Annotated in this window: 16 protein-coding genes; 7 read left to right on the top strand and 9 right to left on the bottom strand. The window is 52.5% G+C overall.

What is annotated here, in order from left to right; genetic code table 11:
* Positions 1–76 precede the first annotated feature (76 nt).
* Positions 77–1,279 (top strand): enoyl-ACP reductase FabV, encoded by a 1,203-nt coding sequence (gene fabV, locus G461_RS0121765; RefSeq protein WP_026973438.1) that lies wholly within the window; start codon positions 77–79, stop codon positions 1,277–1,279.
* Between the two features lie 130 nt (positions 1,280–1,409).
* On the opposite strand, the gene G461_RS0121760 is transcribed toward fabV, so the two are convergent.
* The 6 genes from G461_RS0121760 to G461_RS0121735 all read right to left on the bottom strand — a co-directional run bounded on the left by G461_RS0121760 (position 1,410) and on the right by G461_RS0121735 (position 8,098).
* Complete coding sequence (locus G461_RS0121760; protein ID WP_026973437.1) at positions 1,410–1,844, bottom strand: DUF2850 domain-containing protein; 435 nt, start codon at positions 1,842–1,844, stop codon at positions 1,410–1,412.
* A 75-nt stretch (positions 1,845–1,919) separates the two neighbouring features.
* Entirely contained in the window at positions 1,920–3,797 is a 1,878-nt protein-coding gene (locus G461_RS0121755) for a SurA N-terminal domain-containing protein (protein ID WP_026973436.1), read from the bottom strand.
* Between the two features lie 88 nt (positions 3,798–3,885).
* The gene (gene hupB, locus G461_RS0121750; protein WP_026973435.1) at positions 3,886–4,158 is read right to left on the bottom strand and encodes a nucleoid-associated protein HU-beta; all 273 of its coding nucleotides are present in this window, start codon (positions 4,156–4,158) and stop codon (positions 3,886–3,888) included.
* Positions 4,159–4,348: 190 nt separating this feature from the next.
* Positions 4,349–6,706, bottom strand: coding sequence for an endopeptidase La (gene lon, locus G461_RS0121745; RefSeq protein ID WP_026960633.1), 2,358 nt, complete (start codon positions 6,704–6,706; stop codon positions 4,349–4,351).
* A 123-nt stretch (positions 6,707–6,829) separates the two neighbouring features.
* Positions 6,830–7,351, bottom strand: a complete 522-nt coding sequence (gene ruvC / locus G461_RS0121740; RefSeq protein ID WP_026960634.1) for a crossover junction endodeoxyribonuclease RuvC — start codon at positions 7,349–7,351, stop codon at positions 6,830–6,832.
* 3 nt (positions 7,352–7,354) lie between these two features.
* The gene (locus tag G461_RS0121735) at positions 7,355–8,098 is read right to left on the bottom strand and encodes a YebC/PmpR family DNA-binding transcriptional regulator (RefSeq protein WP_026973434.1); all 744 of its coding nucleotides are present in this window, start codon (positions 8,096–8,098) and stop codon (positions 7,355–7,357) included.
* A gap of 298 nt (positions 8,099–8,396) precedes the next feature.
* Between G461_RS0121735 and G461_RS0121730 the strand changes: the two genes are divergently transcribed.
* The 3 genes from G461_RS0121730 to G461_RS0121720 are packed head-to-tail and all read left to right on the top strand — an operon-like array spanning position 8,397 to position 12,440.
* Entirely contained in the window at positions 8,397–8,789 is a 393-nt protein-coding gene (locus G461_RS0121730) for a type 2 periplasmic-binding domain-containing protein (protein ID WP_026973433.1), read from the top strand.
* Positions 8,758–9,966: a TonB-dependent receptor gene (locus G461_RS0121725; protein WP_157360397.1), complete on the top strand. Its 1,209-nt coding sequence runs from the start codon at positions 8,758–8,760 to the stop codon at positions 9,964–9,966. Before G461_RS0121730 ends, G461_RS0121725 begins: the two co-directional genes overlap by 32 nt.
* A gap of 17 nt (positions 9,967–9,983) precedes the next feature.
* Positions 9,984–12,440, top strand: a complete 2,457-nt coding sequence (locus G461_RS0121720; protein WP_026973431.1) for a putative bifunctional diguanylate cyclase/phosphodiesterase — start codon at positions 9,984–9,986, stop codon at positions 12,438–12,440.
* Positions 12,441–12,514: 74 nt separating this feature from the next.
* Here the strand turns inward: G461_RS0121720 and aspS are convergent, their stop codons facing one another.
* Entirely contained in the window at positions 12,515–14,281 is a 1,767-nt protein-coding gene (gene aspS / locus G461_RS0121715; RefSeq protein WP_026973430.1) for an aspartate--tRNA ligase, read from the bottom strand.
* Positions 14,282–14,479: 198 nt separating this feature from the next.
* On the opposite strand from aspS, the gene cmoA reads away from it, so the two are divergent.
* A complete protein-coding gene (cmoA, locus tag G461_RS0121710) occupies positions 14,480–15,214 on the top strand; it encodes a carboxy-S-adenosyl-L-methionine synthase CmoA (protein WP_026973429.1) in 735 nt (244 codons plus the stop codon).
* 63 nt (positions 15,215–15,277) lie between these two features.
* On the opposite strand, the gene G461_RS0121705 is transcribed toward cmoA, so the two are convergent.
* Both G461_RS0121705 and G461_RS0121700 read right to left on the bottom strand, forming a co-directional pair.
* Complete coding sequence (locus G461_RS0121705; RefSeq protein ID WP_026973428.1) at positions 15,278–15,694, bottom strand: HIT family protein; 417 nt, start codon at positions 15,692–15,694, stop codon at positions 15,278–15,280.
* A 242-nt stretch (positions 15,695–15,936) separates the two neighbouring features.
* A complete protein-coding gene (locus G461_RS0121700; protein WP_026973427.1) occupies positions 15,937–17,802 on the bottom strand; it encodes a methyl-accepting chemotaxis protein in 1,866 nt (621 codons plus the stop codon).
* A gap of 165 nt (positions 17,803–17,967) precedes the next feature.
* Here G461_RS0121700 and G461_RS0121695 point away from each other — a divergent pair, with 165 nt between their 5' ends.
* Together G461_RS0121695 and cmoB are read left to right on the top strand one after the other, a co-directional pair.
* A complete protein-coding gene (locus G461_RS0121695) occupies positions 17,968–18,543 on the top strand; it encodes a hypothetical protein (RefSeq protein WP_157360396.1) in 576 nt (191 codons plus the stop codon).
* Between the two features lie 124 nt (positions 18,544–18,667).
* Complete coding sequence (cmoB, locus tag G461_RS0121690; RefSeq protein WP_026973425.1) at positions 18,668–19,642, top strand: tRNA 5-methoxyuridine(34)/uridine 5-oxyacetic acid(34) synthase CmoB; 975 nt, start codon at positions 18,668–18,670, stop codon at positions 19,640–19,642.
* Positions 19,643–19,724 lie beyond the last annotated feature (82 nt).

Raw genomic sequence — 19,724 nt, 5'->3', positions numbered from 1 at the left:
ATCTCCGGTAAGCATGCTAGAATCGCCAACAAGATGATTGGAGGCCCAAGCGGCCACCTCAGGTTAAGGACAAGTAATGATTATCAAACCTCGTATTCGTGGCTTTATCTGTACCACGACCCATCCCGTGGGCTGTGCCGCCAATGTTCAAGAGCAGATTGCCTACACCAAGGCACAAGGCAAGATCGGCAATGGCCCGAAAAAGGTGCTGGTTGTAGGCTCTTCTAGTGGCTACGGACTCTCCTCGCGTATCGCTGCTGCCTTTGGCTCAGATGCCGCCACCATCGGTGTGTTCTTCGAAAAGCCCGGCACCGCTAAAAAGCCAGGCACTGCTGGTTGGTACAACGCCGCTGAGTTTGACCGCGCGGCTAACGAGGCAGGCCTGTACGCCAAGAGCATCAATGGTGATGCCTTCTCCCATGAGGCCAAGCAAAAAGCGATTGAGCTGATCAAGCAAGACCTTGGTCAAGTGGATATGGTGGTCTACTCTCTGGCATCGCCAGTGCGTAAACACCCAGAGAGTGGCGAGCTGATCCGCTCTAGCCTTAAGCCTATCGGCGATGTGTATACCGCTACCGCCGTTGATACCAATAAAGACACCATCATCGAGGCGTCAGTAGAACCCGCCACCGAGCAAGAGATCCAAGACACTGTCACCGTGATGGGTGGTGAAGACTGGGAACTGTGGATTGATGCGCTCGACAAAGCGGGCGTATTGGCAGAAGGCTGCAAAACCGTCGCCTATAGCTACATCGGTACCTCGATTACCTGGCCTATCTACTGGGAAGGCGCGCTAGGTAAAGCCAAGATGGATCTGGACCGCGCATCTACTGCTCTCAACCAGCGCCTGCAAGCCAAGGGCGGTAGCGCCAACGTGGCGGTGCTTAAGAGTGTGGTCACTCAAGCCAGTTCGGCGATCCCGGTGATGCCACTGTACATCTCAATGGTATTTAAGCTGATGCGTGAGCAGGGCCTGCACGAGGGCTGTATGGAACAGATCTACCGTATGTTCAGCCAGCGAATCTACCGTGAAGATAAGGCCGCTGCAGAAGTGGACGAGGCCAACCGCCTACGCCTAGACGATTGGGAGTTGCGAGAAGATATTCAAAGCGCTTGTGTGGCGCTGTGGCCAACCATCACCACCGAGAATCTGAAAGAGCTGACTGACTACGCCCAGTACAAAGACGAGTTCTTGAAGCTATTTGGCTTTGGTATCGAAGGCATCGACTACGAAGCTGACGTTAACCCCGAAGTCGACTTCGCGCCAGAATCGCTGTAGTTCGAAAATCAAGTAACGCTAAACCCGCAGCTAGCTGCGGGTTTTCTATGAGTGGGATTTTCTATGCGAGGGCTGTTCTATCCTACGAGCCTTCTGAGCTAGAGATTCTCTGAGCTATTGGTTATCGTAGCTATTGATTATCAGAGCTGGGCGTAAACAAGTCCACACTGTCATCCAGCTCAGCCTTCGGCGCCGAGCCACTGGCGATTATCTTGTGGAAGATCACCTTGCCCACTCTCGGGTAAAAGGTCGTTAGCATCTCCCCACTCGGGCCAACCAAGTACTCATTCTCCCGCGATGGCGAGACCACCGCCACTCGATTGCCATCTATCTTAAACTGGGTCGCCACATAGCGACCGTTCTCTATCTGGCCGGTCTCAGTAAACTCGAGTATCTCGCGCTTGCCGTAGAACTCCACTTCAGACTGCCAGCGCCCCACTAAAGGGTTGTGCTGCACCCGCTCAGGTAGCCCGAGCCAAGCCGGAAAGAACCAGTATATGCCCGCAAGGATTACCACCGTTGAGGCCACACCAATCAGCCACTGTAGTTTGGGTTTTGTTAACACCTGCTTCTCCCTAAGCGATAGCGACAAAAAAAGGGCGCTATGATGCGCCCTTTCGATGATTACTTAAAATGCTAATTATAACAACTCTTTGATGTCCGCTTGGTTGCGAAGCACATCAATTAGCAGGCGCATACCTGAGTCTAGCTTGCTATCTGAAAGACGGCCTAACCACTCATCTAGCTGAGTCTCACTCACGTACTCGGCATCGGTCACGCTGTTTAGCTTCAGCACAATGATATCGCCGGTCATGCTGCTAGCTTGGCTGACTACCGCGCTATCAATCGGCTTAGCCATAGAGAAGATATGATTCATAACAGCTGGCTCATAATCTACCGAGGTACGGGTCAAACCGGTGTTCTCTTCCAAGCTCAGCGATTTGCTTGCCAGCAGCTCTGTCAAGTCTTGCTCGCCTGCTAGCAGCTCAACCAGCTCAGCGGCAAAATCTTGGGCGGCTTGCTCTGCATCGTCGATTCGCAGCTCTTCGATCAACTGTTCTTTCACGTCGCTCAGTGGCTTCACTTCTGCTGGGTGGAACTTGTTGACGCGAACTACCAAGGACTTGGTATCAGTCAGTTGCAAGGCTTCGCTGTTCAGGCCTTCGGCGATAAAGTCGCGGTCGAACACCTGATTAAACACGATTGGGCTGGCCAGCTCGCCTTGGGCATTTGCGCGGGTAAAGCCATCAACGGCGATAAGCTCAAGGCCAGTTTCACCAGCAACCTCATCCAGTGAATCTGGCAGCTCAAACGCCAACTCACTTAGTTGCTGTGCCTGCTGGTAGTAGTTATCAGTTGCCAAACGCTTAGCCAGTTGCTCACGGATTTCGTCTTTCACATCATCCAGTGGCGATGCTTGCTCAGCTTGCACCTCTAATAGCTTGATAATGTGCACACCAAAGGCAGACTCAACCGCAGCGCTTGTTGCATCATCTTCGCTTAAGGCAAAGGCGGCATCTTCAAAGGCTGGGTCCATCACACCACGTTCGAACCAGTCAAGCTCACCGCCATTTTGGCCACTGAAGGTATCGTCTGACTCGCTTTCAGCCAAGGCTGCGAACTCTTCGCCAGCGGCCAACTTCGCCAGAACCTCTTCGGCGCGCGCTTGCGCGTCGTCGCCAGTGAACAGGATATGTGCAACACGACGCTTCTCAGCTTGAACGTAGTTGGCCTTGGTGGCCTGATACTGCTCTTCGATTTGTGCATCAGTCACTTCGATAGCGTCAACCAGCGCGTCGCCGTCGACCAAGATGTACTGAAGGTCTACCGCTTCATCAGACAGCAGGCTGTCTTTACGTTGCTGGTAGTACTCTTCCAAACGCGCATCGTCGATCGGGTCTTCACTGCGGAACTTACTCAGGCTCAAGGTCACGCTGCTAACATCGCGCTTTTGCTCGTTAAGTTGCAGCAGTTGCCGGGCTTCGGCAGGCAAGGCAAACTCACTGCCTAGCAGAGCGAATTGCAGCTGCTGACGGCTCAGGTCACCACGGATCAGCTCACGGAACTGATGGTGTTGGTAGCCAGCGCGGAAAATGGCCGATTGGTAGCGCTCGGTATCGAATTCCCCGTCAATCTGAAACTCTGGCATGCTGCGGATGGCCGCGCGCACTTGCGCGTCGCTGGCACGCACTCCCAAGCGATTCGCCGCTTGGTCAATCAGTCGCTCGTTGATCATGCGGTCAAGCACGTTACGACGGAACTGGGCCATGTAAGCCGGGTCACTGGCAAAGTGATTGAAGGTTTCACCAAACTGCGCTTCCATACGGGCGCGCTCATTTTGATAGGCTTGATCGAATTCAGCGCGGCTGATCTCCTCGCCATTGATCTTGGCAGCTAAAGGCTCTTGGGGTGTGGCTACGTAGCTACCAACACCGGCAAGGGCAAACGACAGGATAACCAGACCGAGGATAACCTTGGCAGCCGTACCTTGGCTTCCTTCTCGGAACTTTTCCAACATGCTTAGTTCACTCTTTTACAACGATGACTTACGAAAAGGCGCACCGGGTGATGCGCCTTGAGAGACTGTGGTTAGCCCACAGCTAAAATTAGTTAACAGCGTCTTTTAACGCCTTTCCAGCTTTGAAAGATGGAACTTTTGCCGCAGCAATTTGAATTTCTTGACCGGTCTGAGGGTTGCGACCAGTGCGCGCAGAGCGTTCTTTAACTTGGAAAGTACCGAAACCAACCAGTGCTACGCTATCGCCTTCTTTCAGAGAGTCAGCTACCGCTTCGATTAGAGAATCTAGCGCGCGACCAGCAGCAGCTTTAGAGATATCTGCACCTTCTGCAATCTTGTCTACGAGTTGAGCTTTATTCACTTTGTATTCCTCTTTTAGTTATTCCTTTGTGTTACCGCAGGTCGATCCCTAAACGTGGGTCTTATACGACCGCTAAGTTAGCCTTTACCGGAAAGTCCATCAAATCTATCCCTGCAAGGGCTAACTTATAGCCCTTGCTATGGGCTTGCAAGCCTTAGGTAACAAACACGTTTAAATTATTTGCTTTGACTCAAGATTTCGCAGAATCAACGCTGAAACGCTCGGGACATTGCTCCAAAGCCACGTCCAAAACTTGCTCGATCCAACGCACTGGAATGATCTTCAGATCGCCAATCACGTTCTCTGGGATCTCCTGCAGATCGCGCTCGTTTTCCTGTGGAATCAATACCGTTTTGATACCACCGCGATGCGCAGCCAACAGTTTTTCTTTCAGACCACCGATCGGCAACACCTCACCGCGCAGGGTAATTTCGCCGGTCATCGCCACGTCGGCCTTCACCGGATTGCCGGTTAAGCTGGAAACCAGTGCGGTACACATTGCGATACCCGCGCTTGGGCCATCTTTTGGCGTAGCACCTTCCGGTACGTGCACGTGAATGTCGCGCTTCTCGTAGAAGTCGGCATTGATGCGCCACTTATCGGCACGCGAGCGCACTACGGTCATCGCAGCTTGAATCGACTCCTGCATCACATCACCGAGCGACCCAGTGTAGGTCAGCTTGCCTTTACCCGGTACCGATGCGGTCTCGATAGTCAGCAAGTCGCCGCCTACCTCAGTCCACGCCAAACCGGTCACCATGCCGATGCGGTTGTTCTCGTCGGCCTTACCGTAATCAAAGCGCTGCACGCCCAAGAAATCTTTCAGGTTATCTTGGCTGATTTCGATCTTCTTGATCGACTTATCCAGCAAGATGTTCTTCACGGCCTTACGACATAGTTTAGAGATTTCGCGCTCCAGGCTACGTACCCCGGCTTCACGGGTGTAGTAACGGATGATGCCGATAATCGCACTATCGTGGATCTCAATCTCGCCGGGTTTCAGGCCGTTACGCTTAATTTGCTTGGCCATCAGGTGCTGCTTGGCAATATTGAGCTTCTCGTCTTCGGTGTAACCGGACAGACGAATCACTTCCATACGATCTAGCAGCGGACCGGGGATATTCATCGAGTTAGAGGTGGCTACGAACATCACATCGCTCAGGTCATAGTCCACTTCCAAGTAGTGGTCGTTAAAGCTGTTGTTTTGCTCTGGGTCGAGTACTTCAAGCAGGGCCGATGCTGGATCACCGCGCATGTCTGAGCTCATCTTGTCGATCTCATCGAGCAAGAACAGTGGGTTTTTCACCGCCACCTTAGACATCTTCTGAATCAGTTTGCCCGGCATGGAGCCGATGTAGGTACGACGGTGACCGCGGATCTCTGCCTCATCACGCACCCCACCCAACGCCATACGGACATACTTACGGCCGGTGGACTTAGCGATAGACTGACCCAGCGAGGTCTTACCCACACCCGGAGGCCCTACCAAGCAAAGGATTGGGCCCTTGAGCTTGTTGACGCGGTTTTGCACCGCCAAGTACTCAAGGATGCGCTCTTTCACTTTCTCCAGGCCGTAGTGGTCTTTGTTAAGCACCTCTTCGGCTTTAGACAGATCGCGCTTCACCTTGGAGCGGGCGGTCCATGGTACGCCCAACATCCAATCGATGTAGCTACGCACCACGGTGGCTTCAGCTGACATCGGCGACATCATCTTCAGCTTGTTCAGTTCGGCCTGCGTCTTCTCTTTGGCCTCTTCTGGCATCTTGGCTTCTTCGATACGCTTGGTCAGTTGCTCAAACTCATCTTGGCCTTCGTCCATCTCACCAAGTTCTTTCTGAATGGCCTTCATTTGCTCATTCAGATAGTACTCGCGCTGGCTCTTCTCCATCTGCTTTTTCACCCGGCCGCGGATTTTCTTCTCCACGTGCAACAGGTCAATCTCAGACTCCATCATCGCCATCAGGTATTCAAGACGCTCAGTTACACTGGCGATCTCCAGCACCGATTGCTTGTCTTCAAGCTTCAACGGCATGTGCGCGGCCATGGTATCGGCCAGGCGCGCTGCATCGTCGATGCCGGATACCGAGGTGAGCACCTCAGGTGGGATCTTCTTATTGAGCTTGATATAGCCTTCAAACTGGTTGATGGCCGAGCGTACCATCACTTCCTGTTCGCGCTCATCGGGCAAATCAGACAGCAGGTACTGCGCTTGGGCTACGTAAAATTCGTCGTGATCAACAAACTCTTCCAGGCGGGCACGCTGGCTACCTTCCACCAACACCTTAACGGTGCCATCGGGCAGTTTAAGTAGCTGCAAAATATTGGCGACGGTGCCGACTTCATAGAGGTCCTCGACTTGAGGATCGTCATTGCTGGCATCCTTTTGCGCTACGAGCAGTACCTGTTTGTCCTGAGACATTGCATTTTCTAAGCAACGAATCGACTTCTCACGGCCTACAAACAGCGGAATAACCATGTGCGGATAAACAACCACATCGCGCAATGGTAATACGGGGATTTCAAAACGCTCGGAACGCTCTAAGGTCATGTCTTCCTCTTCACCTTAGTTAATCATCTTGAATCAGTATATTGGGGCTCGCGCAGAGGATTCAATCGGCGAGTGTCGATATTTTTTGATTTCGCCATCAACTGCTTAGTTTTTCCGCAAGACTCAGCGTAATCGACGCCGAACCGTGCCAGTAACCTTACCTGCCATACGGATTAAGCTCTGCTGGGTATGACAATGACACAAGGCAACCGCCAGCGCATCGGCCGCATCCGCTTGAGGTTTGGCAGACAAATTCAGCAGATGCATCACCATTGCCTGCACCTGAGTCTTATCTGCCCCACCCTTGCCAACCACCGCTTGCTTGATTTGCCGGGCAGAATACTCAGCCACCGGCAGCTCTGCGTTCACCCCTGCCACAATCGCTGCTCCACGCGCTTGGCCGAGCTTCAAGGCAGAGTCGGCATTGCGCGCCATAAACACCTGCTCAATGGCAAACTCATCGGGACTAAACTGGGTGATGATCTCGCTGACGCCAGCATAGACATGTTTAAGCCTCGCTGGCAGCTCTTTCTCTTGAATCCGAATACAACCGCTCCCCAAATACTCAACGCCGCGAGCTGTCAATCTGATCACGCCGTAGCCAGTGAGTCGCGAACCGGGATCGATACCTAGAATAATACTCACGGCTTACAGGCTCTCTGCCAACTCATCAGAGATCTGGCCGTTGTGATAGACCTCTTGCACGTCATCATCGTCTTCGAGCATGTCGATTAAGCGCAACAGCTTGGGGGCCGTGTCAGCATCGAGCTCAGCAAAGGTCGAAGGCAGCATGGTCACCTCGGCATTCACCGATTCAAAGCCAGCAGCATCTAGCGCATCTTTTACCGTGCCAAACTCTGCAGGCTCGGTGTGCACATCAACGCTACCATCTTCATGGGTGAGCACGTCATCGGCGCCGGCTTCCAAGGCTTGGTCCATGAGCTGCTCTTCATCAATGCCGGGGGCAAAGCTGATCACCCCTTTTTTCGCGAACAAGTACGCAACGCTGCCATCGGTTCCCAGGTTACCACCACTTTTAGAGAAGGCATGGCGTACGCCGGATACGGTACGGTTGCGATTATCAGTCATGGTCTCGACCAGCACCGCAGTACCTCCCGGGCCGTACCCCTCGTAGATAACCGTTTCCAGCTGTTGGCCTTCAAGCTCGCCAGCACCGCGTTGAATTGCGCGAGTAATGGTGTCGCGGGTCATATTGCTCGATAAAGCCTTATCTATCGCTGCACGCAAGCGAGGATTGGCGTCGGCATCTGAGCCACCTTCCCGGGCAGCGACGGTAAGTTCGCGAATCAGTTTGGTAAAAATCTTGCCGCGCTTGGCATCTTGGGCGGCTTTGCGGTGCTTAATGTTCGCCCATTTACTATGTCCGGCCATATATTCTCCTGTAGAACGTAGGCCGTCGTTACTCCTTACATCAGAGATAAGGTGCGTGGCCTTTTGGCGCGACTATATCATAAGTCTCTTCCAGCACCGGACCTTGGCTCACAGAAAAAACCGCCTATTTACGGGTAATTAGACCAGACAGCCGTAAAAGCTACGCTATAGTGTTAATAAACAATACACAGTGGCAAGGACGTCATACATTGTGGCTTGCAGGCAAGGACGCATAATAACGCGCTGGTCGCGAAGAAGTACGCTAAGGTCGGTCCTCATCTCCGCCCTGTTTTTATTAGTGCTTCAAACACTCTCTACGGTAGCTCACGCAACCAGTGGCCTTTGGGTTGTTACCAATAGCCTGAACAGTGTTGCGCTCACCGAGCGACAGATAAAGACCATCTTCTCACTCAAGCAAAAGTCATGGCCCAACGGCTCGCCCATTCAGATTGTGGTGCTACCACAAAACGACATCCTGCATGAGCGTTTTTGCTTGGATACCCTGGACCTGTTTCCTTATCAACTAAACCGAATATGGGAGCGTCAAATCTATACCGGTAATGCAATTGCTCCCATTGTGGCGCGCAGCCGTAAACAGCTTCTCGATTACGTTCTTACCCACCCCAACGCCATTGGCTACATCGATTCGGAGGTAAGTGATGACAGTATCACGCTGTTTGCTATTGATTAGCCTGCTCAGCCTGGGCACAGGTATAGCCAGAGCTGAACAGCAGTTTAGCTGGGGCGGTTTTCTGTCTGCCGCCTACTTGGACGTATCAGATAACAGTTTCTACGGCTACGACAGCGGCGACAGTGGCCCGCTACTAGAAGCCGGGCTTCATGGCTACTGGTACTTGAATCGCTACTTCTCAGTAAGTGGCTTGGTCATCGCCAGAGAGAGCGGCGATTGGTTCGAGTCGGGCTTGGAGATTGATTATCTCAACCTTACTACGCAGTTGGCCGAAACTGAGTCGTGGTCAGCCAGCGTGCAATTGGGCCGCTTTAAACTGTCCAACGGGATCTATGGTGCGACCCGTGATATCCCGTTCACGCGCCCTAGCATCGTTATGCCTCAGTCTATCTACCACAATATCTTTCGCGAACAAAACCTGCGTGCTGATGGCGTGCGTTTCAATCTCAGTTACTGGACGGAGAGTAACCAAGAGATCACGTTTTCAGCATCAGTGGGCAAAGAGCCTTTAGATGAAAGCTTCAGTCGCCGTTTCTTCGGCCCCGAGCAAGGTGGCGAGTTTGAGGCAGATTGGAACACCAGCATTGGCCTACGCTACCGGCCAAGTAGTGCGTGGTTGTTTGGCTTTGACTATCGTCGACTGAAACTTAGCCTCAAAGATGAAATCGTAATTCCGCTGCCAATTTCAGAAACACAGTTTGCCCCAGTCCCAGTGGATTTCTATTTCGATACTGACCAATACCTTCTGTCGGTGCAGTATTCCCAGCGCTACTTTGAGATCACTAGTGAACTAACCGTTCGTGAGGGCGGCACCTACGCTAACAGTGATTCGCCTTTTGGTGGTTTCGTTACCCCAGCGTTCGATGGCAGCACCGACATGCAAGCCTTCTACCTGCAAGGTGTCGCCTATGTTCATCCTCAGTGGCAGGTGCTGTTGCGCTATGACCGAGTACACTTTACCGAAAGCGATATTCCACGAAACTTGAAGGACTTACATGATGTAGTTATTGGCGCGAGTTGGCAGCCTACCAACGACTTGTTGGTGCGCCTTGAGCACCACTGGCTGACGGGAACCTCGACGCTGCCGCCAATTAACGATTTACCCCCAGTCTCTTCCACATACAACCCAGAGCGTCACTGGCGCATGTTTGCGTTAGAACTGAGTTATCGTTTTTAGCGGGTAAGGAGCTGTCGATGCGTTCATTGAATCACTTTCCCTTACTCGACGTCGCTAACCGCTTCGTCAGTGTCAGGCTAAAGCTGGTGATTGGCCTGTTTGTGTTGGCGATCACCGCGCTTAGCCTGTTTGGCTACAGTGCCGCTACCTACTACCAAAACCAGGAGCAGCAGCTGCGCTCCAGTCTGTTTAATAACTACTTTGAAGAGTTCAACGACCAGATCGTAAAGCTCAAAGACAGTATCACCTATATCTTTGAGGCGCAGGTGGTGCTCAGCCAAGCAGACAGCTTTGATGCGCTGCACGACTATTTGGAACAGTCGCTTCCTGAGTTGCAGTGGCTGCTGCCCATCTCTGATGCCTGCATCGCCCAATACAACAAGATCCCAACCTGTTTCCAACAAGCCTTACTGCCTCCCGATAGCCTCACCGAGCAGGTTCAGGCTAACTCAGGCCCTTCCCATGTTATTGATTGCCGCGATTACTGCTCGCTGTGGATCGCTTTACCAGTGCGCACCGCGCGGAACCAACGAGGCATATTTTCGTTTAAGCTCGACTTAGCCGAAGCGCTGATTAACGTCGCCCACCGCGACAACATTGACGTGGCCATCATCGATATTCGCCCACAGGCAGATAAATCGATACTGATCGCCACTCAGACCGAACGTCAAAGTAACACCTGGTTTGACAATGCCCTGAAGCAATCAAACACCAGTGCCACCAGCTTCCAGGTCGACGGCGAGTTTATCGAGACCCAGCAGTTCTCGCTGGCCAGCCAAGGCAACCACAACCAGCGCTTGCTAATTGTAAAAAACTGGAGCGAGCAACATGCGAGCAAGCTGTCTCACTATCAGAACCTGATCTTATTGTTACTGGCAACCGGCATCATGAGTGTGGTTACCGGCTTCTTGCTGATGAAACGGCCACTGCGCAGCCTGCGCTACCATGCCACCCACCTGCCGGCTATCCTAGACAATCGCGGCTATCGCCCGCAGCCACCGCGTAGCGGACTGCTTGATGAGTTTGATTCACTGGATCGCATATCGCTGGAGCTGGCTGACAAGTTCGGCACCATGCAACAGCGCATCGAAGCAAACACCGCCAGCCTTGAGCGAATGGCACTGATAGACCAGCTCACCGAGCTGCCCAACCGCACCTCGTTCCGCCAACAGCTCGATAAGTCGATGAAACAGGCTCAGGAGACCAACACCGATCTCAGCTTGCTGTATATCGATATCGACGATTTCAAAACCATTAACGACAAACTCGGCCACAAGTTTGGCGACCAACTGCTCAAGCGACTGGCAACCCGGCTAGTACAGCTCTGCCCCTCCGATAACCGGGCGTTTCGTCTCGGTGGCGACGAATTTACCGTGATCCTGATTGGCCACAATCACGACTCGGTGATGGCCTTTGCCGACAACTTAGCCCAGTGGTTAGCCCGTGACATCACCATCGACGAAGTCACTATCAGTGTCACTCCCAGTATTGGTGTCGCCAACGCGCTGCAATCCTCTTATGACAGCGACCTGATAACCCAGTACGCCGACTTGGCCATGTATGCCTCGAAGCGCAAGGGTCGCAACTGCGTCAGCCACTTTAATATTGAACTCGCCAAGCACAACGATTTGGTGTTTACCATCGATAGTCAGTTTAAAGAAGCGATGCGCAACGATGAGCTGGAGCTGTTTATGCAGCCACAGGTCTCCATGCTGGAGCAACGGATCATCGGCTTTGAGCTACTACTGCGTTGGCGCCATCCCGAGGAGGGCCTAGTAAGTCCGGGGCGCTTTTTGGATGTGATTGAGAATGGTCGGCATATCATTCCTCTTGGTTACTGGGTGATCGATAAGAGCATCACTCTGCTCGAAGAGATCGAGTTTCTTGGGCTCAAAGACCTGGTTATCGCGTTCAATGTGAGTGGGAGGCAGTTTGATGATAAGAACTTCGCCAACCGTTTGATTCAGAAATTCCAATCCGCTGGCGAGCTATCCAACATCCTTGAGCTTGAGATCACCGAGAGCGCGGCGCTAACCAATTACCAGCAAGTGCAAAGCCAACTCTCGGCTATACGTGCGGCGGGAATACGCGTGGCCTTCGATGACTTTGGTAAGGGCTTCACATCGCTTAGCTACTTAAGCAAACTCGACTGTGACAAGATCAAGTTTGACCGGGAGTTCGGCCTGAATGCCATCTCTTCCTCTTCTTCCCAATACATCTTGCTTAGCATGCAAAAGCTGATGAACCAGCTTAACTACGATGTGTTAGTTGAGGGAGTTGAGACGGTTGAACACGCCAATTGGCTAAAATTTAATGGCTTTGACAAGGTCCAAGGCTATTTGTTTGGCAAGCCAGTGACCAAAGACCAAGCCTTGGAGATGCTGGCCAGAAGCAAACAGACCTCGTCGCTGATTAACGAGCAAGGTTATCAGATTGAACTGGCCCAGCAGCCAACGGCGTCGGCGCGCCACTGACCTTGAGCCTATCTTTCCAAGGCACAAAAAAGGAGGCTGACGCCTCCTTTTAAATTTGCTCTAGCAAACGCTAATTACGCTTTCTTTTGCGGGCGAATCGTCAGAGCTAGCTCTTCTAGCGCTGCAGGGTTGGCCGCGCTTGGTGCGTTGGTTAGCGGACACGCGGCGGTGGTGGTTTTCGGGAATGCCATCACGTCACGGATCGAGCTTGCGCCGGTCATCAGCATCACCAAGCGGTCAAGACCGAAGGCCAGGCCAGCATGTGGTGGCGCACCGTACTGCAGTGCATCCAACAGGAAGCCAAACTTGTCTTGCGCTTCTTCGTCGCTGATACCCAAGGCTTCGAAGGCTGCTGCCTGCATTTCCTGGCGGTGAATACGCACACTACCACCACCCAATTCAACACCGTTCAACACCATATCGTAGGCGTTTGAGTCGATGTTGGCAGGATCGGCCAGCAGTTGCTCTGGGCTTACGCCCTCTACTGGCGCGGTAAATGGATGGTGCATAGCGTGGAGCTTGCCGTCTATCTCTTCGAACATTGGAAAATCAACAACCCATAGCGGCTTCCACTCGTCGCTCACTAAGCCTAGATCTTCGCCCACTTTCAAACGCAGCGCGCCCATCGCTTCACACACGGTGCGCGCATTATCCGCGCCGAACAAGATAAGGTCGCCATCTTTTGCGCCACAACGCTCTACGATTGCCAGAGCAATCTCAGGGGTCAGGAACTTAAGGATTGGCGATTGCAGGCCATCTACGCCATCGGCCAGTGCATTGACTTTCATCCATGCCAGACCTTTCGCGCCGTAGATGCCCACGTACTTGCCGTAGTCATCAATTTGCTTACGTGACAAGCTGGCACCGCCCGGAACGCTAAGTACTGCAACACGGCCTTTCTCGTCGTTGGCAGGGCCTGAGAATACCTTGAACTCAACCTCTTTGAGTAGGTCAGCCACATCCACCAGCTGCATAGGGTTACGCAGGTCTGGCTTGTCTGAACCATACAGGCGCATAGCTTCAGAGAATGGCATCACAGGGAACTCGCCTAGGTCAACGTCCATCATCTCTTTGAACAAATCACGGATCATGGTTTCAGTCACCGCCATCACCTCGTCAGAGCTCATAAATGAGGTCTCGATATCGATTTGGGTGAATTCAGGCTGGCGGTCGGCACGCAAGTCTTCATCGCGGAAGCACTTAACGATTTGGTAGTAACGATCCATGCCCGACATCATTAGCAGCTGCTTGAAGATCTGCGGCGATTGTGGCAATGCAAAGAACTCACCCTTGTGAGTACGGCTAGGCACCAAGTAGTCGCGCGCGCCTTCTGGCGTTGCCTTGGTAAGAATTGGGGTTTCGATGTCGAGGAAGCCATTATCTTCCATAAAGCGACGAACAAAACCGGTTACCTTGGCACGGAACATCATACGCTGAGTCATCTCAGGACGGCGCAGGTCCAGGTAGCGGTATTTAAGACGTTGCTCCTCGCTGTTATCTTGGTTGCTGTCCAGTGGCAGCGGCGCTGCACGGTTGAGGATCTCAAGCTCCAGGCCTAGCAACTCCACTTCACCGGTGGTCATGTCGGCATTCACCTGGCTCTCCGGGCGAGCACGAACACGGCCTTTCAGCTTCACGCAGAACTCGTTACGCAAGCTGTTAGCAATCTCGAACACCTCTGCGCGATCAGGGTCAAACACGACCTGCACGATACCTTCCCGGTCTCGTAGGTCGATGAAGATCACGCCGCCCAAATCACGACGACGGTTCACCCATCCAACCAAATTAATTTCCTGATCGACCAATTGCTTGGTCACCTGTCCACAGTAAACACTACGCATTAAGCTATCCCGTTATAATCTTTTTGAAGCGGGGCAAGATTGCACCCTCACCTCGGAGCGAACCTGTTCGCCCTCGATGATTACCTATAAAAGCGGATAGTATAAAGAAACCGCCACGAAAATCAGTAGCCTCAGACAAATTTGTGGTGTTCTTGCAAAATCAGCTAGAATCGCCGCCGTCTAATGTAGGTAGAAAGTATGAGTAACAACAAAGACACCCTGTTTTCCCAGCCTATTACTGAACTCGGCGGGTTTAGCTTCGATAAGCAAGTGGTCGAGGTGTTCCCCGATATGATTCAGCGCTCGGTACCGGGGTATAGCAACATTATCAGTACCATCAGCCATCTCACTGAGCAGTATCATCAGCCAAACAGCCGACTGTACGATCTCGGCTGTTCATTGGGCGCAGCCACCTTGGCGATGCGCCGCGGCGCCAGCAAACCCGGCGTGGAAATCATTGCCGTGGATAACTCTGAAGCGATGGTTGAGCGCTGTCAGCTGCACTTGAGCGCATTTAAAGCCGACGTACCGGTCGAGGTGCGCTGCGAGGACATTAGCCAGACCGAGATTAACGGCGCCTCGGTAGTTGTGCTCAACTTTACTCTGCAGTTCATTCCCCCCGAGCAGCGCCAAGCGCTGATCGACAAGATTTTTAAGGGCATGAAACCCGGCGGATTGCTAATTGTCAGCGAGAAGTTTCGCTTCGAAGATAGCGATATCCATGACGTACTGGATGAGCTTCACTTGGACTTTAAACGCGCCAATGGCTATAGCGAGTTGGAGATTAGTCAAAAGCGCAGTTCGCTGGAGAACGTGCTAGTGCCCGATACCATTGAACAGCACAAGCAACGCTTTGCCACCGCTGGGTTTGCCCACAGCGATATTTGGTTCCAGTGTTTTAACTTCGGATCCTTGGTTGCGATTAAGGCCTAGTTTCAACCTTATTCAGGACGGGTCACAACCAGCATAAAAAAGGCGCTAACAGCGCCTTTTTTATTACTCAACCGCCGCAGTAATCTTATCTGCCAGTTCTTGCAAGCTGGCCGGGTCAACCATCTCCTTGGCATGCGCCTTCGCCTTAGCAAACGAGCCTGGAACAATGTGAAAGTGCAGGTGTGGCACTGTTTGCCCGGCTTCCGCGCCATTGAACTGTACGATGGTCACGCCCGCCGCGCCGGTGGCTTGTTTTACCGCCTTGGCCATCTTCTTCACCACTTTAATGGTTTCGGCTGCCGCCGCATCGCTAAGGTCAAGCAAGGTTTCAGCGGGTTCTTTGGGTAATACCAAGGTGTGGCCTTCAGCTTGAGGCATGATGTCCATAAACGACAAGCAGTGCTCATCTTCGTAGACCTTTACACAGGGCATCTCGCCGCGCAGGATTTTAGCGAAGATGTTATTAGGGTCGTAGCTCATGTAGGTATCTCTGTATTGGCTATATAAATCTATAGTCTGAAAAACACCGGCCAATGTACAGCACTAAAATGTGCATCGTACCAGCGCATGACTTTTCGAATATGGCTTATAAAACAATCCTTTTGCCACTTCCATGGTGTATCAGGAGCGGCCTAAAACAGCCCGCTAACGCTTATTTATAACCGCAAACAACAAGGGCGCCAGTGTTAACAGGCGCCCTTTCCAAGCTATCGGCTTGTTCATCAAATCTTAAACGTAGAAACTTCTTTGTGAAGCTGGCTCGAGATACGGTCTAGATCGGTTGCCCGCTGAGCGCTGGCATGGGCCTGCTCCGCCAACTCCAGAGAGGCATCTTGAATGCCTTGGGTGTTACGGCCGACTTCCTCGGTCACCGCCCGCTGCTCCTCTGCTGCGCTGGAGATCTGTGTCGCCATATCACTGATTTGGTTAATCGAACCAGTAATGTTCTCCAGCATCTCAGTGGCGCGAGCTGCATCCTCAACGCTCACTCGCACCAGCTGCTGGCTCTCTTGCATGGTGGTCACAGTGCTGTTGGTGTTGGACTGCAAACGCTCTAACATCGCTCGGATCTCCTCGGTTGAGCTTTGGGTACGCTGTGACAGATTACGCACTTCGTCGGCCACTACCGCAAAGCCCCTACCCTGGTCACCAGCCCTCGCAGCTTCAATTGCAGCGTTCAAGGCTAACAGGTTAGTTTGCTCGGCAATGCCTTGAATGGTGGAGAGGATCGCGCTGATCTCTTGGGTGTTCTTCTCAAGCTCTTGTACGGTGTTGGCGGCATCATCCAGCTGACCAGCCAGACTATCCACCTGCTGTTGATTACGACCGATCAAGCGCTTGCCTTGCTCACAGGATTCGGCTGACTCTCGCGCCGACTCGGCGGTTTGCTCGGCATTGTTTGCCACTTCGTTGGCGGTTGCCGCCATCTCATTAACCGCGGCAGCAACTTGGGTCACCTCAGATTGCTGGGCAGCAATCTGGGCGTTGGAAGTTTCGGTACTCTGATTGGCCAGCTTAGCGGATTCCTTCAATTGATCAGCGTCGGTAGCAATCGACTTGATTAAACATTGCAGCTCCGCGATAAAGGTATTGATGTGGTTAGCCAAAGCACCAATCTCGTCATGGCGCTCAATATCAACCCGTTGGGTGAGATCGCCCTCTCCCGAGGCCAAGGCGCTAACCGCATCGTTAAGTTGCTCAAGCGGCTGTAGCAAACGGCTAATCAACCAATACATCACCAAGGCAATCACCACAAAGCTAAGCAGAATAAACATGATATTGCTCACCACAAACTGACGCACTGGGCTCATCACCGCACTTTCAACATGTGCCAGCAACAAGTACCAACCGGTGCCGGGTACCACAGACACCTTTAAGAGCACCGGCTCTCCATCTATATCGGTACTGATGAGCTCATGACTGCCACTTAGTCGCTGTAGGGTGGCACCGTTTAGCGCCGGCGCTATCTGGCTGAGCGGCTTAAGCACTTTGCTTTCGTCTCGGTAGATTAGTACCGTTCCTTCGGCATCGACCATCAATGGGAACAGCCCTTCATCTTCAAGCAAGCTAACCATGTCGGTGACCACATCCAAGGTCAGATCGCCGGCGAACACCCCACCACTGACACGCTTTGCAACGGAGATAACCAAGCCACCCAAGCTGGCGTCCTCATAGGGACTGGAGATAAACTCGCCCTGATTAACCGCACCCTGATACCAAGGTCGCGTACGCGGATCATAGCCTGGCGGCAGCGGATCGTCTGGGTCATCCATGATCATATCGCCCTGTTCACTGCCGAAGTAAAAGGCACGGAAATCACCGCTGCGGGCAGCTTGCTGCAGATGAGCAAGAAAATGCGGAGAGTCAGAGCTCACATCAATGGATGATGAAATAGCCAGTTTGGAGTGGAACCAGCCTTCAATCTGATCCACTGCTGACTCAGACAACTGACGCGCATCAGACTGGGTGATTTCCAGCATGTTGTTTTTGATCAGGCGGTACTGAAATACTCCACTGACCAGGCTCAAAAGCGCCACAACGGCGATTACCGACAGCACCAAACGCTGACGTATAGATAATTTGTTCATTGTTCGCTCCCCGGCAGCGAATTACTTGATATTTTTAGCTCTATGTCTGCTGGACTGTGTTAGCATTCGCTAATCCTAAACATGACTTAAGCGACCATGATTAACTGTAGCAGAGCGTTTCTACTGGCATTTTTGTCAATGTTAACGACGCCAAGTTTGGCAACCGTGCAGATTAGTCCTCTCGATACCGCCTCTGAAGTACTCTGGGATTGCCCCGCCTCGGCCTTTATCGTGCGAAACCTCCCCGCAGCTAAAGAAGACAAGGGCGACGCCGATCTGGTTTTTCAGATCACTACCGAGCCGCGCAGCAGTGGCGACTATCAAATCGCTCACTACCGCCATCGCCAGTCAGAGACCCACTATCAGATGCTTTGGTCAGACAGCTTTGAGTGGCTCAAAGCCTTTCCATCAAGCGAAGCCAAGCCCTTGGATAAACCCTTGCTACTGGCGCTAAGCCGATTGGATAACAGCAGCCTGAGCCTCGGATTGATTCCACTAAACCCAGAGCAAGACTGGATAAACAGTTTGATGCTCGACAGCCACATACAGTCGCGCACTCCGCTGCTAGTATCGCTGCTCGGCGCCAAGCTGAGCTCTCAGCAGCAGGCAACTCTGCGGGCCGGGAACTTAACGCTTCACCATGGTTCGAGTCAAGCATGGCTCAGCCGCGGCTTAAACGTTTGCCAACACCGTGCAGGCGATGACGGCTCTAGCGAGGTCCGCTTTACCTTTGCTCCGTAACGGCTAAAGCGATGCGTCTGAACTATGGCGCCTTAAGAAATGCGTCTAAACAATTGCGTCTAAACGAATGCGTCTAAAACCAGACGTCTACACTCAACACAGTGACCCTATACACCAAACAACCATGTTAGATTTTTCAAACTTCTACCAGCTGATCGCTAAGAATCGACTGCAACACTGGCTGATTACCTTGCCAGCACAACTGGCTAACTGGGAAAAAGAGCACGCCCACGGCGACTTCCCAAAATGGCAACGGGTGCTCAATAAGCTGCCCGACATCAACACTGAGCACTTGGAGCTGAAAGATTCCGTCACCATCGGTAATGGCCAGGAGCTGAGCAGTGGCGAACAGAAAAAAGTCGAGAGCTTACTTCATCATCTCGAGCCTTGGCGCAAAGGCCCGTTCTTTATTCACGGTATTCATATCGACACCGAATGGCGCTCTGATTGGAAGTGGGAGCGCTTGTTGCCACACATTAGTGACCTAAAAGACCGCTACGTGCTCGATGTAGGCTGCGGCAGCGGCTATCACATGTGGCGGATGCGTGGCGAAGGCGCAAAGTTTGTCGTGGGGATTGACCCCTCTTCGCTGTTTTTGATGCAGTTCGAGACAGTGCGTCACTTTGCCAACAACGACCAGAATATTCACCTGCTGCCGCTAGGTATTCAGCAACTGCCCGCACTAGAGTGCTTCGACACGGTATTTTCCATGGGCGTGCTGTATCACCGCCGCTCCCCCATCGACCATCTGTTTCAACTGAAAAACCAGCTCACCAAAGGCGGCGAGTTGGTATTAGAAACCTTGGTGGTAGATGGCGATGAGAACACGGTACTGGTGCCAGCGGGCCGTTATGGCAAGATGCCCAACGTGTGGTTCTTGCCCAGTACTGCAGCATTAAAGCTTTGGTTGGAGAAAACCGGCTTTGTTGATGTCAAAGTGGTCGACGTGGATGTAACCAGTTTGGAAGAGCAACGCTCCACCGAGTGGATGAAGTTTGACTCACTGGAGACCTTCCTAGATCCACAGGATCGCAGCCGCACGGTGGAGGGCTTGCCCGCGCCTAAGCGCGCCGTTTTGGTGGCAACCAACCCAGACTGACAACGTCGTTAACCAATAACAGTGATGAGCCAGCAATTTCTGTAAGACTGGCTTATGCTCTGTGTGACAAATCGTAACAGCG

It is taken from the genome of Aliagarivorans marinus DSM 23064, from assembly GCF_000429485.1.
In the GTDB taxonomy this organism is placed as follows: domain Bacteria; phylum Pseudomonadota; class Gammaproteobacteria; order Enterobacterales; family Celerinatantimonadaceae; genus Aliagarivorans; species Aliagarivorans marinus.
Note: the sequence above shows the minus strand (reverse complement) of the source record. Positions and strands in the feature narration are given on the sequence as shown.

Excerpts from the sequence above, each read along its gene's own strand:
- G461_RS0121705 (WP_026973428.1), bottom strand. The coding sequence starts at position 15,694 with ATGAGCTACGACCCTAATAACATCTTCGCTAAAATCCTGCGCGGCGAG.
- G461_RS0121735 (WP_026973434.1), bottom strand. The coding sequence starts at position 8,098 with ATGGCCGGACATAGTAAATGGGCGAACATTAAGCACCGCAAAGCCGCC.
- G461_RS0121725 (WP_157360397.1), top strand. The coding sequence starts at position 8,758 with ATGACAGTATCACGCTGTTTGCTATTGATTAGCCTGCTCAGCCTGGGC.
- lon (WP_026960633.1), bottom strand. The coding sequence starts at position 6,706 with ATGACCTTAGAGCGTTCCGAGCGTTTTGAAATCCCCGTATTACCATTG.
- G461_RS0121720 (WP_026973431.1), top strand. The coding sequence starts at position 9,984 with ATGCGTTCATTGAATCACTTTCCCTTACTCGACGTCGCTAACCGCTTC.
- fabV (WP_026973438.1), top strand. The coding sequence starts at position 77 with ATGATTATCAAACCTCGTATTCGTGGCTTTATCTGTACCACGACCCAT.
- cmoA (WP_026973429.1), top strand. The coding sequence starts at position 14,480 with ATGAGTAACAACAAAGACACCCTGTTTTCCCAGCCTATTACTGAACTC.
- cmoB (WP_026973425.1), top strand. The coding sequence starts at position 18,668 with ATGTTAGATTTTTCAAACTTCTACCAGCTGATCGCTAAGAATCGACTG.
- aspS (WP_026973430.1), bottom strand. The coding sequence starts at position 14,281 with ATGCGTAGTGTTTACTGTGGACAGGTGACCAAGCAATTGGTCGATCAG.
- G461_RS0121700 (WP_026973427.1), bottom strand. The coding sequence starts at position 17,802 with ATGAACAAATTATCTATACGTCAGCGTTTGGTGCTGTCGGTAATCGCC.
- G461_RS0121755 (WP_026973436.1), bottom strand. The coding sequence starts at position 3,797 with ATGTTGGAAAAGTTCCGAGAAGGAAGCCAAGGTACGGCTGCCAAGGTT.